This window comes from Pseudomonas sp. SMN5 (assembly GCF_052041925.1).
Taxonomy (GTDB): Bacteria; Pseudomonadota; Gammaproteobacteria; order Pseudomonadales; family Pseudomonadaceae; genus Aquipseudomonas.
In genome coordinates this window covers 253,823-267,768 of record NZ_JBKGGX010000001.1, presented here as the reverse complement: position 1 = coordinate 267,768, position 13,946 = coordinate 253,823, and the positions used below count along the sequence as shown (strand labels likewise).

Below are 13,946 nucleotides of genomic sequence, written 5' to 3'. Positions count from 1 at the left end.
ATGCGAATACTCCTTTTCAGACAATGCACAGCTTGGATGACCCCTGGCCGGGGTCACCTTGCATCCTTCTAGAAATCGACCGTGGCCGAGAGCTGTAACGTGCGCGGATAGCCTGGCGAGAAGGCGCCGTACGAGGCGACACCCGACCAGTATTCGCGGTCGAACACGTTCTGCACCGTGGCACGGAATGTCGTCGGCCGGCCTTCGATCTTCGTGGCATAACGGGCCCCCGCGTCGAAGCGGGTCCAGGCGTCCAGTTCCTGGGTGTTGGCCTGGTTCACGTACTGTCTGTCGGTGTAGATCGCCCCGCCGGTGAGGGTGAAGCCCTCCAGCCACGGCGTGTCCCATTCGGCCCAGACATTGGCTTGGACATCCGGCACACCCACCGGCTTGTTGCCACGATTGGCGGCCGTGGCCGAATCGGTCAGTTCGCCATCGAGTAGCGTCACCCCGCCCATCAGCCGGGTGCCGGGGGCCACTTCGCCGTAGATACTCAGCTCCATGCCACGGTTGCGTTGTTCGGCCTGCACCGAAAAGACATTGCCGACGCCTACTTCACCGCTGGGCTTTTCAATCTGGAACAACGCCAGGGTGGTCATGAATGTGCCGTGTTCGTACTTGACACCGATCTCGTGCTGCTTGGACTCGTAAGGCGCGAACGTTTCGCCGGCGTTGGCCGCGGTGCCCGGCGCAATGTCGCCTTTGCTCAAGCCTTCGACGTAGTTGTAGTACAACGACACGTCCTCCCAGGGCTTGACCACCACGCCCACCAAGGGCGTCGTGGCGCTGTCGTCATAGCGGGAGCTGACCGAACCGTTCGTACCGTAGTTGCGCGACTCGATATCCTGGCGCCGCAACCCGAGGGTCAACTGGAAGCGGTCGTCGAGCATCGACAAGGTGTCCGTCAGGGCGAAACCGCTCAGCTGCGATTCGGAAACCCGCAACACTTTCGGCGAACCGATGTACTGCTTCGGAACGTCCACCGGGTGATAGATGTTCGAGCGCACCTCGGTACCGTTGGTAATGCCACGGGACAACTCGTCCTGGTAACGCGTCGCCATCAAGGTCGTGGTATGGGTGACCGGGCCGGTGTCGAACACCCCGCGAATTCCCACATCGGCCGTCGAGCGGTCCACGTTGAATTTGTAGTGACCCGGCACGTTGGCGGTATCGCCGGCATTGTTGAGAATCCTCGGGACTTGGTCGGACATCCGGTCGACGTCGGACCGACCGCCGCCCGCGTGGGCGAAAACCGTGACCGAGTCATTCAGGTCGTATTCGCCACCCAGCAGGGCCGACTGTTCCCGCGTATCCGACCACCCCCAATCCTGCGACAGGTTAGTGCGACCGTTAGGCGCCGATGGAACATCCACACCGGGAGCAATCGTGAAGGGTCGCGAGGCGCCTTCGAAGCTTTCCTTCTGGCTGATGAAATCCAGGTTCAAGCGCAACCGATCGCCCTTGTAGTCGAGGGCGATCGCACCGATGTCGAGTGCGCGCTCCTGATTATCGACGGCGGTATCGCCACCTTGCAGGGTGCCGTTGAATCGAACGCCGAACTGGTTCTCCGTACCGAACCGGCGACTGATATCCAGGTGCCCGCCCAGTTCTGAGTCGGATGCGTAACTGGTGGTCACGCGAGTCAGGTCTTCATCCAACGCACGCTTGGGCACGATATTAATCACGCCACCTACCCCGCTGTTGGGTGAAATACCGTACATCAAGGCACCCGGCCCCTTGAGTACTTCGACCCGCTCGGCGTAGTCGGTGAACACCCGATAGTTGGGCGCCACACCATACACGCCGTCGTAGGCCAGCTCACCGAGGTTGCCCTCACCGATCGGAAAGCCACGGATGAAGAAGGAATCGACGATGCCCCCGGTCTGACCGGTGGAGCGCACCGAAGGATCACGCTGCAGCGCGTCGGCCACGGTCACGGTCTGCAGGTCGGCCATGGTCTTGGCGGTGTAGCTGGTCACGCTGAACGGCGTGTCCATCACATCCTTGTTGCCCATCATCCCCAGGCGAGCCCCGCGCGCGACCTGTCCGCCAACGAACTCCGCAGGCAGATCGCTCGGGCCGCTGTAGGTGCCGGTAATGGTAGTCTCATCGAGGATCAAACCCTGCGCCTTGCCGTCCGCCGAAACGGTGGAGTTTTTTTCGGCAACCGGTTGCTGCAACGGGGCTTGCGCCCAGGCGGTGGCACTTCCCGCGGCCATTACAAAACTCAGCGTGGCGGTACGAATCGCGAGTGATAACGCGCACTCACCGCAGGGTCGACGTGCAACAGACATGACGGAGGGATCCTTTCAGCAAGAGAAAATGGTAATCACTCCTATTGCCAGTCGACCTGCGGAAAAGTATCAACCTCAGGGATTTATTTTTTCAGCGCGGCTCGTACAAGCAGTCCAGAGGGATCGCCACCACCGGCAACGCCGGATCGAACGCGTGCCGGGTGGTCTTGTACGGGAACAGCTCGCCCCGGCCGATGGTGGTGAAAATCCGCTCCACCTCGAAGGCCTTGCCGGTCTGCCAGTGACGCACGCGCACCCGCGGGTCGGCGTAGTCGAGCTGAATGCAGGGCACGCGCTTCAAGCCCAGTTGCAGCGCGGCGTTGAGCCGGTGATTGCCGTCCATCACGATGCCTCGGGAACGCTCGACGATAATCGGCTCCAGCCAGTGCCCGGCGCGGATGATCGACTCGCGCAGCCACTGCACGCTGGCGGGATCGACCTGCTCCGATTGCAACACTTCACACAGGGGCCGCAGGGCAATGTGGTAATCCTGTTCCATGGTAGGTTCTCCTGTTCGACACCGAATCAGCATGCATCGGCCTTGGCGGGAACTGCGTACTGGCTGGCCACGTCCAGCAGCCGCTGTGCATGTTCGATGAGAGGCAGGTCCACCATCTGACCATCCACTTGCACCGCGTGGCTGCCGGCGGCAACGGCTTGCATCACCCGATCGGCCCACGCCAACTGGTGCGCGTCGGGCAAAAAGGCGCGTTGGACCGTGGTCAGCTGTCCGGGGTGGATGCAGAGCTTGGCGCCGAAACCCAGCGACCGGGCGTAATGCGCATCGTGCCTGACCACAGCAAGGTCGCTGATTGCCGGCGTCACGCCGTCGATCGGTGCCGGCAGACCGGCGGTTCGCGAGGCCAGCACGATGCGGTTACGGGCGAATAGAAACGCCTCCGGTACCTGGCTGCAGTTGATATCGAGGGAAAAATCCAGAGAACCGAATGCCAGGCGAGACACCCCGGCAATCGAGGCAATCGACTCGACCTGGTGCAGCCCCCTGGCGGTCTCGATGATGGCGACGATCTTGAGGTCAGGCTGCCACGCCAACAAGCGCTCGACCACTTCGCACAGCGCCTCGCTGTATTCCGCCTTGGGTAGGAAGACGCCCACGCAGCGCTCGGGGTAGCGCATGTCCGCGAGCCAGGTCATGTCCTGGGTGAAAAACCGGCTGCCCACACTGTTCAGCCGGATGTACCGCTGGCAGCAAACCCTCGGCCGACTCTCCTGCCAGGCCCAGATTGCAGCGCGGGCCGCTGCCTTGCTGTCAGGATGCACGGCGTCCTCGAGGTCGAGAATGATCGCATCCGGCGCGGCATCGACCGCCTTGACGAAGCGTTCCGGACGATTGCCGGGGACAAACAGGTAGCTGATGGGAAGCGTGGCGATGATGCGGGGACGTTCAATGCTCATGGGGCTCTCCTGGCGTGTTTCAGTCGTGGGTTGCGCAAAAAATTTCTTGGCCTGCGGACGGGAAAATCCCGCCCTCGGCACTGGCCTGTTTCAACAACCACCAACGCCTTGTTCATCAAGGCGTTAAGGTATTTTTTAAATACGGACGAACACCTACGAGCGCCTGTAAACAATCGCTTCGGCGCGTTGGGTCAGTCCGTAAATATTCAAAATATTTCCAAACCTTACTTGATAATCGTTCGCGTTAGCAATATGGTTCTGACCATCGAAAGATCACCGCACACGGATCAAGGGATGTTTTCGTAGTCACAGGAAGTGCACGGCAGTGATGTCATTTGAATACCAGCCTAGTGGTAACTATCAGGACGCATGCCATTAATAAATGGCCGCCTCCGCACGCCCGGACGAATCGTACGCAATGGGTCTGCCATGCAAGTTATTTGTGAATCATTTATTACGACTGACATGAAAAGCTTATCTTCAGGAGTTGCCTGGCATGCGCCACCAAAGCCTGGAATCGCTTGCACCTGAACAAAAGCTTGCACACAAAAATCGATAACGTTTAGTTATTGAATTATGAATGGCAACTCATTCGTCGCCAGGGGTTAACTATGCCAGATGAAATAACGCCGACAGTTAGCACCTCAATAAAAGTGCATCAACCTTCCCTGTTGGTGCCGTTGCTTGACCCGCTGCTGGAGCAATTCATTCAGGACCGTGCACCTGAACTTTTCGAATTGCTTTCAAACTACGGATCGCCGCTTAATCTGGTATGGCCTCATGCATTTGAAGCCAATGTCATGGCATTACAGGCTGTGCTGGGACGGTACGGTATCAAGCACGCGATTTTCTACGGAGCCAAAGCCAACAAGTCGCAATGCCTGCTCGCCGCAGCAGCGCAATCGGGCATCGGGGTCGATGTATCCAGCGTTCACGAACTGGATGCCGCACGACGAACCGGGATGCCAGGGGAACGTTTATGCGCAACAGGGCCGGCCAAGACCCTGGTTTTCCATCGGGCGCTGGTGGAGGCCGGATCATTGATTTGCCTGGATTCCCTGGAAGAATTCGCGCACCTCAGGGCGCTGCTCGAAACCCTGAAGACGCCGATAAACGCTAGGGTTCTGCTGCGTTATCGACCCCAGGGCTGCCCGACCAGCCGCTTCGGGATGGGCAAGGATGACGTGCTTGAATGCCTGCAACAGCTGACCCGCGAACGCCAGATGTTTCACCTTGAAGGCTTTCATTTCCATGTGAGTGGCTACGGCTATGAATCGCGGGTCGAAGCCTTTCGGGAGGTGACCGCCTTCGTCGATGCGGCCCGGGAAATGGGCCTGGACCCGACGACGATCGACATCGGCGGCGGTCTGCCCATTCGTTATATCCAGGCGCAGGCCTATGACCGTTTTCTGCAATACGAGAATAAGCCCGGTCACTATTACAACCACTCGGTGCCGGATTCCTTTTACCCCTATGGCAGTCATCTGAACGCCAGCGAGTGGTTGACATTGTTTCTTGAAGCCGACTATTCACCAGGGCGATCCATTGCTCGTTACTTGATCTCCAGCAATATCACTTTGGCCCTGGAGCCGGGACGTAGCTTGGTGGATCAGGCGGCCATTTCTGTATTCCGCGTCACCCGCACAAAAAAACTGGCAAACAACAAGACAGTCATCTTTGTCGAGGGCAGTAGTTTCAGTGCCTGCGAAACCTGGTTTGCCTCGGAATATCTGGTCGATCCGATATTAATCAGCCAGACGCAATCACCGCCTGTCCCGACTCAAGCTTATATAGCAGGCCATAGTTGCCTGGATGATGACGTCATTACCTACCGACTGATCAACTTCGCAACGCTGCCGCAAATGGGCGACTTATTGATCTATGCCAACACTGCCGGCTATCAGATGGACCTGCTGGAAAATGAATTCCATCGCCACCCCATGCCACGACGACTAATAGCGACCTGTAATTCGCAAGACCACTACGCCTTCTCACCCGACTATTAAAGGGAGTCACTTGAATGATACTTAACAAAGTCTCAGATCTGATTGGTAATACCCCGATGTTGGGCATTGATATCCCGGAGACAGATGCCAGGTTGTTACTCAAGATCGAAAAGAACAACCCCGGCGGCAGTATCAAGGACCGCATGGCCCGTAACATGGTGCTGGCCGCCCTCAAGTCCGGGCGCTTGAAGCCTGGCGGCGTAGTGGTCGAATCGTCCTCCGGCAACACCGGCATCGGGCTGGCCATGGCCGCTGTCGAATTCGGGCTGCATTTCATTGCCGTGGTGGATCACCACGCGGCCCAGGACAAAATCGCCGTCATGAAAGCGTTGGGCGCGGATGTTCGATTCGTGTCCGGTCACTATCGCGAGGATGAAGTCGCCGTGGTCGAGCGCCAGCGCATGGCCGCCGAGCTCGCGTCGCAGATTCCGGGGGCGGTGTTCATGAACCAGTCGGACAACGCCGCCAACGCGGGCGGCTACAGCGACTTTGTCCGCGAAACCATCGCCCAGGCCGAAGGCGTCATCGGCGCCTATGTCGGTTGTGTTGGCACCGGCGGCTCGATGACTGGCATTGCCCGCGGGTTGAAATTGCACAACCCCGATACCGTGACTGTCGCAGTGGAGCCTGCCGGTTCCATTGTCTTCGGCCACCCGGGCTACCCCTACTACCAATCCGGCACCGGGACGCCAGCCGGCGACACTGTGGGCCTGGTGCTGGACTACAGCTGCATTGACCTGGGCATTCAAGTCACCGATTCCCAGGCCTTTGAAACCGCACGCTACATCGCCCGCAACCTGGCGTTGCTGGTCGGCGGCTCGACCGGCGGCGCGATCTTCAAAGCGCTGGAGCTGATTCACAAAGGCGTGCTGACCGGCAATGTCGTGGTGCCGATTGCCGACGGCGGCGAAAAATACCTGCACACCGTATTCGACGACCAATGGTTGAAAGAGCGCGACCTGCTCGACCCCGACATTGCCGCGCAGCTTGACGCCTGGCTGGGCAAGACCCAGTGGCAGGAAACCTGCTCGGCTCCGCTGCAATTGAGCGTTGCCTGACCCCACCCTACACAGGAATGCCTATTAAATGAATGTGCTGAAAGTCGCCATCTGTGGCGGTGGCAGAACCGGTCACCTGAACGCCATCCTGTTCAAGCAACTCCCTGAGGTGCAGGTCTCGATACTCACCGGCAATCGGCAGGTCGTCGAGCACCATGTGCGTCAGGTGCCGATGCAGGCATTGATGCCAGACGGCTCGACACTGAGCGCCCAGGCGGACCGGGTGACCCACGACGCCAAGGCCGCCGTGGAGGATGCCGACATCGTCATCATCACGGTGCCAGCCCATGCGCGCGCGCAACTGCTCAAGAGCATCGGGCCGCATCTGAGTGCCGACAAACCGGTCTACATCGGCGCCATCCCGGGCTTTTGCGGCTTCGACTGGCTGGCCGAAGCCAGCCTGGCGCAGAAGCCGAACCTGGTGATCTGGGGCATGAAGGACGTCCCGCACACCGCCTTCGACCTCAAAGCCGGGCAGTCGGTGAAGATGGGCGGTGCCAAGAGCCAGTTGTACGTAGCCACTCATGCTCGGCAAACCCAGGCGTCGCGCCAACATCTGCAACAGATCCTCAGCCGGTTGTACGGCCCGTGTGTGTCGATGCTCGACGACTATCTGGAAATCACCCTGACACCCGGCAACCCGATCATGCACAGCTCGGTGATCTACGGCTTGATCGGTCCCTACGGCCAGTGGCATCGCAAGATCTTCCCGCAGCGCATGTGCTGGTGGACCGAGTGCCCGGAACTGGGCGCCTATTTTCTCGAGCGCATGGATGAGGAAAACCAGAACCTGTGCGCGGTCATCAGCCAGCGCCTGGGCGTGAACCTGTCTTCGGTCAAGTCCTTGAAGCAGGAGATTGTCGAGGCGTATGGCGAACAGATCCGCGACCAGAGCAGCATGCTGTCGATCCTGCGCACCAACCAGGCCTACAACAATATCCTCGCGCCGATGGTGCCGGCCGCCGACAACCGCCCCGGTTACGTGATCGAACGCGAAAGCCGGGCGTTCAACGAAGACGTCGCCTACGGCCTGGTGCTGCTGGTGGAAATGGCCAAGCGCCTCGAACTCAAAGTCCCCTACATCGAGGAAGTCTTGCGCTGGAGTGTTTGCTACATGCAAGGCCTGCGTGATTCAGCGCTGGATTATTTCCCCAGCCATTGGCCGCGCAGCGCATGAATCGCCCTGATCCTTCTTTATCTACCGACGAGCAGACCGCTGATATGGATGATTTCAATACCCTGATTGCCTTCTCCCGGAAAAACGCCCTGCGACGCCTGGTTCGCTGCTTGTTCGCCGAGAACATCCTGGACCGCAAGGCGCTGGATTTTTCCGCCGACGGTACCCAGGCCACCTACCCGCTGAAGAACTCGCGCGATCGACTGTTTTTCTCGCACATCACCCTGGCGCCCGCCGATACGCTGATCAATGACGGTAACGTGATCCTGATGACCGCTGAAGGCCTGCACCAGGTCGTTCACAGCCACCACGACCTGTTGGACATCCTGCGCGACAGCTTCGACTTCGAACCAAGCGAGGAGGGTGTGGCCGGGCTCAAGTCGGACATGGAAAACAGCCTGATGAATGATGCCCACGCCCGCCAGCATCGCCAGCAATGGAATGTCCGGCTGGCCGAGGCCGCCCGCAGCCACGGGCTCGACAGCCTGACCGACTATCTTCGCCAGCATGCCAGCACCAAGGACGCCGCCATCTTGCTGGACCAGTGGGGTTCGCTGGAGGGGCATCCGTACTACCCGACCTGGAAATCACGTCCAGGCCTGAGCGACGCCGAGGTCGAACACCTGTCCCCTGAATTCAATGCCCAGGTGCCACTGCGCATCGCGGCGTTGCGTGCGGACATGGCCAAGAGCGAGAGCATGCCCCACGTGACCAGCTATCAAAGTTGGTTCGCCAGCAACTTCCCGGCGCAATGGGAGCAATGGAAAACCGCACTCAACGACAAGGGGCGGGATGAACGCCAGTGGCTGCCGCTGCCGATCCACTCCTGGCATCTACAGGCCTACGTGCTCAAGAACTTTGCCGCCGAAATCGAAGAAGGCATCCTGATCACGGACGGCCCGGATATCCAGACGCTGCCGACCATGTCTTACCGAACCATGATGCCGGCGCTGGAAGACACCGCGCCCTTGATCAAATTGCCGATCGCCGTGTGGATGACCAGCGAGCTGCGCAGCCTGCAAGCCAAGTCGATCCACATGGGGCCACGCATCAGTACGGTGATCACGAAAATCCTGGCCGTCGAGAACGGCTTTGATCAGCAACTGGAAATCTTTCCGGAGGAGATCGGCGTGCGCTATCGCAACGCGATTACCCAGGACGACGCGCCCGGCCGGCACCTGTCGGTGGTGTTCCGTGCCAGTCGGCAAGCGTTCGATCGCCAGGACGAGTGCCTGCCCATCACTGTGGCCTCGCTGTTCACTCGCCTGCCCGGTAACGGCCGTCCACTGTTCACCGAGCTGATCGAGCGCGACGGCGCTCGCCCCGGCACCGAAGCGCTCGAGGACTGGTTCCGCCAGTACGCCAGGGTGGTCACCCATCCGGTGGTTGCGATCTACCTGCTGTACGGCATCGGCCTGGAGGCGCACCAGCAGAACACCATGGTGCTGTTTTCCCCTGACGGCAAAGCGCGTAGTCTGCTGATCCGCGACTTTGGCGATGGCAGGACCTACGCGCCGCTGCTGGAAGAACGTGGCTACAGCTTGCAGCCCCACGTACAGCCGGGCATCTTGCCCACCGTGTTCGTGGACGATATCGAGCCGGTGCGGATGTTCGTACTGGATGCGGCGTTCCTCACCCATCTGCACGAAGTCGCCCTCTGGCTGACCCGGGAGTACGAGCTGGGCGATACCCGCCTGTGGCGCGTGCTGCGTGAAGAAACCGAAGCAGCCTTCGACGCCGTGCGCGAACGTGTCGCCGGGCCGCTGTGGGAGGTCGAGCGCAAGGCGTTCATCGAAGAACCGTGGCCAACCCGGTCACTGCTGCGCATGCATCTGCTGCAATACTCCAACTATCGTTTGCAGCACACGCTGGCCAACCCGCTTGCAACCGTTTAACCACTGAGGCTGTGTCATGTCCCACGCAGGTCCCATCCAGGGTTCGAATGTAAGAATCCTGATTTATCTTCTGTTCGCGATCCAACTCATCTCCATGGGCGCGATGGAAATGAGCGGACCGTTCTGGCCCGTCCACCTGCGTGGGCTGACGTCCTCGGAGTCGGTATTCAGCTTCGCCAGCATCGCCGTATACGTCGGGCCGATGCTGGGCATCATCCTGACCAGTGCCTTCTGGGGGCGTATCGGTGACCGCTACGGCCATAAGCTGATGATGATCCGCGCCCTCGCGGGCCTGTCGTTGACCCAGCTCGGGCTGGCGCTGTCCGGAGACATCTGGGTCATCCTGCTCCTGCGATTCCTGCAAGGCGCCTTTGCCGGGTACATCGCACCGGCACAGGCCTACGGGGTGAGCATCGAAGCCCCTTCACGGCGGGCACGGTTGTTCGCGATCCTGCAAATCTCCACCAACGTCGGCTCCTTGCTCGGCGCGGTGGTGGGCGGATTGATCCTCGATTACGCCACTTTCTTCTGGATCAACATCATCGCCTCGGCACTGTGCGCTGTCTGCACCGTGGTGGCCGCTGTCACGCTGCCGGATGTGCCGCCGGTGAAGAAGGCCCCCACCGCCAACGCCAATGCGTCGACGAGTCGCGCCGCCAGTGTCTGGCAAACATCGCCGCTGCTGTCGTTGCTCTGCGTCATGGGTATTGTGTTGCTGGCACGGATGCTGCCACAGACCTCGTTCTCGTTGTATGTAAGCTCGGTGTTCGAGGTCAGCAACTCGGTCGTCGGCCTGTGCTACGGGTTGCTGGCCATGGGGTTTATCCTGTCCGCCACCGCCTGGTCGCGCTACTTCGAGCACCTGAACCAGCAGGACACCCTGCAACGCATGACCTATGTGGTGCTGGGCTGCATTGTCCTTACGGCCATCGCCGGAGTCACGCGTAACGCCGTGGTGTTCGTTGTCGTGTACTTTGTCTGGGGCGTGCTGCTGGGTGCTACTACACCGGTGCTGATGGCGCTGATTTCGAAAGCCGCCGACAGTTCGCAACAGGGCCATGTGCTGGGCATCGCCCAGGGCACCGCACAGTTCGCCTCCATCGCCGGCATTTCTACCGGAGGCCTGCTCAGCCAGGTCTACGGTTTGCAATACACTTATCTGTTCGTGTGCCTGGCTTACGGGCTGGCGCTGCTCTGTGTAGTCGCCTTGCGTTATTGGCCTTCGGGCCTGCAACCGAGCCGGGTGCCGCCCGCGGACCGTTAAGGAGCGTGCCGATTGAACATTGAACAACTGCGCGCCGATACCCCGGCGGTCGAGCACCTGATCCACTTCAACAACGCCGGCGCCGCGCTGATGCCCCGGGCCGTCGTCGACACCGTAGTCGCTCACTTGCAACGGGAGGCCCGGCTGGGCGGTTACGAAGCAGCCGCCCAGCAGTCCTCGGCGCTGGACAACGTCTACCGCTCCATCGGCCGCCTGATCAACGCTCAGCCCGATGAAATCGCCGTCATCGAAAACGCCACCCGCGCCTGGGATATGGCGTTCTATTCGCTGCCGCTGCGGGCCGGGGATGTCATCCTCACCTCCAACACCGAATATGCCGGCAACTACATCCCCTATCTGCAACTCAAGCAGCAGCGCGACATCGAAATCCAGGTGATTCCCAACGATGATCAAGGCCAGATTTCCCTGTCGGCGCTCAAGGCCCTGCTGGAGGATGAGCGGGTTGCGTTGGTCTCCCTGCCGGTGATTGCCACTAACGGCGGCCCGGTCCAGCCCATCGAACAGATCGGAGCGTTGGCGCGGGCCGCCGGCGTGTTGTTTCTACTCGACGCCTGCCAAGGTGTCGGACAAATGCCGATTGATGTGCAGAAGGTCGGCTGTCACATGCTCGCCGCGACCAGCCGCAAATACCTTCGCGGCCCCAGGGGCATGGGCTTTCTATACATCGAAAATTCCTTGTGCCAGAACCTCGAACCGGCGTTCCTCGACTTGCACGCCGCATCCTTGCAGACACCGGACAGCTTCAGCATCCGCGGCGATGCCAGGCGATTCGAAAACTGGGAGTGCAACGTGGCGGCGAAGCTGGGTCTGGGGGCAGCTGCGGATTACGCGCTGGCGCAAGGCCTCGAACCGATGTGGCAGCGCATCCAGCATTTGGCGGGCCATCTGCGTGAATGCCTGGCCTTGATTCCCGGTGTCACCGTGCAGGACCTGGGGGCGCTCAAATCGGGAATCGTCACCTTCACCCATCACCGCATCAACTCGATGCAAGTCCAACAGTGGCTGGCCACCCAGGCGCAAAGGATCAATGTCAGCACCTCGACATTCAGCTCGACGATGCTCGATATGCAACAGCGTGGACTGCCGGCGGTCAATCGAGCTTCAGTCCACGCCTACAACACCGAAGCGGAAATCGAGGCAGTGGTCTCCGCACTGGCTCGCATGCCAGTGGCGTGAGACAGGTTGGAGAATCACCCTTGCGCCACAGCCGGGTTGTCAATTAGCATTGGGAATACTTCTCAATTGCAAAAAACTGCAGCCATGAGTGAAACCCTGCCAGCGAACAACGACCATCATCTGCGCATGATCGAGGCGCTATATGCCGGCCATCATGGCTGGCTGTACGCCACGCTGAAGAAAAAACTGGGTAATGCCATGGACGCGGCGGATCTGGCGCAGGATACGTTCACCCGCATCCTGGCCTCCCAGGTCACCGCCATCGAGCAGCCGCGGGCCTACCTGAGTTGCGTCGCCAAAGGCATCCTCATCAACTGGTACCAACGCAAGGCACTGGAACGCGCCTACCTCGAAGCCCTGGCACACGTCCCGGCCCAGGAAGTGCCTTCGCCTGAAACGCGCTTCATGGTCCTGGAAACCCTGCACGAAATCGACGCGATGCTCGACGCCCTGCCACCGCTGGTCAAGCGCGCCTTCCTGCTGTCGCAGATCGGTGGCCTGAAGTACAACGACATCGCCGAGCAACTGGACGTCTCGCTGATCACGGTCAAGCGCTACATGAAACAGGCATTCGTGCAATGCCTGTTGCTGGTGGAATGAATGCTGACTCGCCGTCAGGAGCCGCCGCTCGACCCCAAGGTCCTCGAAGAGGCTGCCGAGTGGTTGATGCGCTTGAGCGAGGGCGATCTGAGCAGCACCGAACAGGCCGAGTGGGAGTGCTGGAAAGTCAGCAGCCCCGAACGCGGCCGGGCCTGGTCTCGCGCTCAGTTGTTGCAAAGCAAGCTCGGCGGCCTGCCGCCGTCGCTGGCGATGTCGACGCTGGACCGCCCAAGCAACCCCGAACGTCGCATCGCCCTCGGCAAACTGGCGATGCTGCTGGCGATGGTTCCCGCTGGCTGGGGCAGCTGGAAACTGGCCCAATCGCAACAGTGGTCGGCCGACTACCGCACCGCGGTCGGCCAGCGCCGCGAACTGATCCTGGCCGACGGATCACGTCTCACGCTCAATACCGCCACAGCGGTCGACGTGCTGTTCGACGTCAACCAGCGGCTGATCAAATTGCGCGAAGGGGAACTCCTGGTGCAAACCGCGCCGGATGCCTCGGCGCAGGCTCGCCCCTTCAGGGTCAGCAGCCAGGACGGATTCATGCAAGCCCTGGGTACCCGCTTTACTGTTCGCCGGACGCAGTCACGCACTCAACTGGCAGTCCTCGACGGCGCGGTGCGGGTGACATTGGCGGACAATCGCCAGAGCGCCCCGATCATCGTCAATGCCGGGCAGCGCATCGATTTTGGCGCTCAAGCCTTCGGCCAACTGAACCCCACGGACCCTAACGTGGGGGCCTGGACCCAAGGCATGTTGATGGCCGACAAGATGCGCCTGGCGGACTTTGTCGCCGAGCTGGCGCGCTATCGCCCAGGCTTCGTGCGTTGCGACCCGACCATTGCCGAGCTGCGCGTTTCCGGCGCGTTCCCCATCAGCGACACCCAGCGCAGCCTCAACATGCTGGTACAAACCTACCCGGTACGGGTCAGTGGCCGCCTGAATGGTTATTGGGTGACGCTCTCTCCCGCCTGACCTGCGGAAAAACAAATGCCTGGGCAGGTGATACTTTTTCCGGTTTCAACTGGCTAGCAAA

General features: G+C 60.5%; 11 protein-coding genes. 8 read left to right on the top strand and 3 right to left on the bottom strand.

Going from position 1 to position 13,946, the window contains the following annotated elements; translation table 11 throughout:
- Positions 1 to 68 precede the first annotated feature (68 nt).
- The 3 genes from ACLEJR_RS01090 to ACLEJR_RS01080 form a co-directional block, all read right to left on the bottom strand.
- Positions 69 to 2,294, bottom strand: a complete 2,226-nt coding sequence (locus ACLEJR_RS01090) for a TonB-dependent receptor (RefSeq protein WP_440811570.1) — start codon at positions 2,292 to 2,294, stop codon at positions 69 to 71.
- A gap of 91 nt (positions 2,295 to 2,385) precedes the next feature.
- Positions 2,386 to 2,793 (bottom strand): ParB N-terminal domain-containing protein, encoded by a 408-nt coding sequence (locus tag ACLEJR_RS01085; protein ID WP_440811567.1) that lies wholly within the window; start codon positions 2,791 to 2,793, stop codon positions 2,386 to 2,388.
- 26 nt (positions 2,794 to 2,819) lie between these two features.
- Positions 2,820 to 3,710, bottom strand: a complete 891-nt coding sequence (locus ACLEJR_RS01080; RefSeq protein WP_440811565.1) for an HpcH/HpaI aldolase/citrate lyase family protein — start codon at positions 3,708 to 3,710, stop codon at positions 2,820 to 2,822.
- A 611-nt stretch (positions 3,711 to 4,321) separates the two neighbouring features.
- Here ACLEJR_RS01080 and ACLEJR_RS01075 point away from each other — a divergent pair.
- The 8 genes from ACLEJR_RS01075 to ACLEJR_RS01040 all read left to right on the top strand — a co-directional run bounded on the left by ACLEJR_RS01075 (position 4,322) and on the right by ACLEJR_RS01040 (position 13,885).
- Positions 4,322 to 5,716 (top strand): Y4yA family PLP-dependent enzyme, encoded by a 1,395-nt coding sequence (locus tag ACLEJR_RS01075; RefSeq protein ID WP_440811563.1) that lies wholly within the window; start codon positions 4,322 to 4,324, stop codon positions 5,714 to 5,716.
- Positions 5,717 to 5,730: 14 nt separating this feature from the next.
- The gene (locus ACLEJR_RS01070) at positions 5,731 to 6,774 is read left to right on the top strand and encodes a PLP-dependent cysteine synthase family protein (protein ID WP_440811562.1); all 1,044 of its coding nucleotides are present in this window, start codon (positions 5,731 to 5,733) and stop codon (positions 6,772 to 6,774) included.
- A gap of 28 nt (positions 6,775 to 6,802) precedes the next feature.
- Positions 6,803 to 7,951, top strand: coding sequence for an NAD/NADP octopine/nopaline dehydrogenase family protein (locus ACLEJR_RS01065; RefSeq protein WP_440811559.1), 1,149 nt, complete (start codon positions 6,803 to 6,805; stop codon positions 7,949 to 7,951).
- A 44-nt stretch (positions 7,952 to 7,995) separates the two neighbouring features.
- Positions 7,996 to 9,846, top strand: a complete 1,851-nt coding sequence (locus ACLEJR_RS01060) for an IucA/IucC family protein (protein WP_440811555.1) — start codon at positions 7,996 to 7,998, stop codon at positions 9,844 to 9,846.
- 16 nt (positions 9,847 to 9,862) lie between these two features.
- Positions 9,863 to 11,110, top strand: coding sequence for an MFS transporter (locus ACLEJR_RS01055; protein WP_440811553.1), 1,248 nt, complete (start codon positions 9,863 to 9,865; stop codon positions 11,108 to 11,110).
- Positions 11,111 to 11,122: 12 nt separating this feature from the next.
- The gene (locus ACLEJR_RS01050; RefSeq protein WP_440811550.1) at positions 11,123 to 12,307 is read left to right on the top strand and encodes an aminotransferase class V-fold PLP-dependent enzyme; all 1,185 of its coding nucleotides are present in this window, start codon (positions 11,123 to 11,125) and stop codon (positions 12,305 to 12,307) included.
- 84 nt (positions 12,308 to 12,391) lie between these two features.
- A complete protein-coding gene (locus ACLEJR_RS01045) occupies positions 12,392 to 12,907 on the top strand; it encodes a sigma-70 family RNA polymerase sigma factor (RefSeq protein ID WP_440811548.1) in 516 nt (171 codons plus the stop codon).
- Positions 12,908 to 13,885, top strand: coding sequence for a FecR domain-containing protein (locus tag ACLEJR_RS01040; RefSeq protein WP_440811547.1), 978 nt, complete (start codon positions 12,908 to 12,910; stop codon positions 13,883 to 13,885).
- The last annotated feature ends 61 nt before the right edge of the window (positions 13,886 to 13,946 follow it).

Bases quoted from the DNA above. Each gene is read 5' to 3' on its own strand.
- ACLEJR_RS01090 (WP_440811570.1), bottom strand. From the start codon at position 2,294: ATGTCTGTTGCACGTCGACCCTGCGGTGAGTGCGCGTTATCACTCGCG.
- ACLEJR_RS01085 (WP_440811567.1), bottom strand. From the start codon at position 2,793: ATGGAACAGGATTACCACATTGCCCTGCGGCCCCTGTGTGAAGTGTTG.
- ACLEJR_RS01080 (WP_440811565.1), bottom strand. From the start codon at position 3,710: ATGAGCATTGAACGTCCCCGCATCATCGCCACGCTTCCCATCAGCTAC.
- ACLEJR_RS01075 (WP_440811563.1), top strand. From the start codon at position 4,322: ATGCCAGATGAAATAACGCCGACAGTTAGCACCTCAATAAAAGTGCAT.
- ACLEJR_RS01070 (WP_440811562.1), top strand. From the start codon at position 5,731: ATGATACTTAACAAAGTCTCAGATCTGATTGGTAATACCCCGATGTTG.
- ACLEJR_RS01065 (WP_440811559.1), top strand. From the start codon at position 6,803: ATGAATGTGCTGAAAGTCGCCATCTGTGGCGGTGGCAGAACCGGTCAC.
- ACLEJR_RS01060 (WP_440811555.1), top strand. From the start codon at position 7,996: ATGGATGATTTCAATACCCTGATTGCCTTCTCCCGGAAAAACGCCCTG.
- ACLEJR_RS01055 (WP_440811553.1), top strand. From the start codon at position 9,863: ATGTCCCACGCAGGTCCCATCCAGGGTTCGAATGTAAGAATCCTGATT.
- ACLEJR_RS01045 (WP_440811548.1), top strand. From the start codon at position 12,392: ATGAGTGAAACCCTGCCAGCGAACAACGACCATCATCTGCGCATGATC.
- ACLEJR_RS01040 (WP_440811547.1), top strand. From the start codon at position 12,908: ATGCTGACTCGCCGTCAGGAGCCGCCGCTCGACCCCAAGGTCCTCGAA.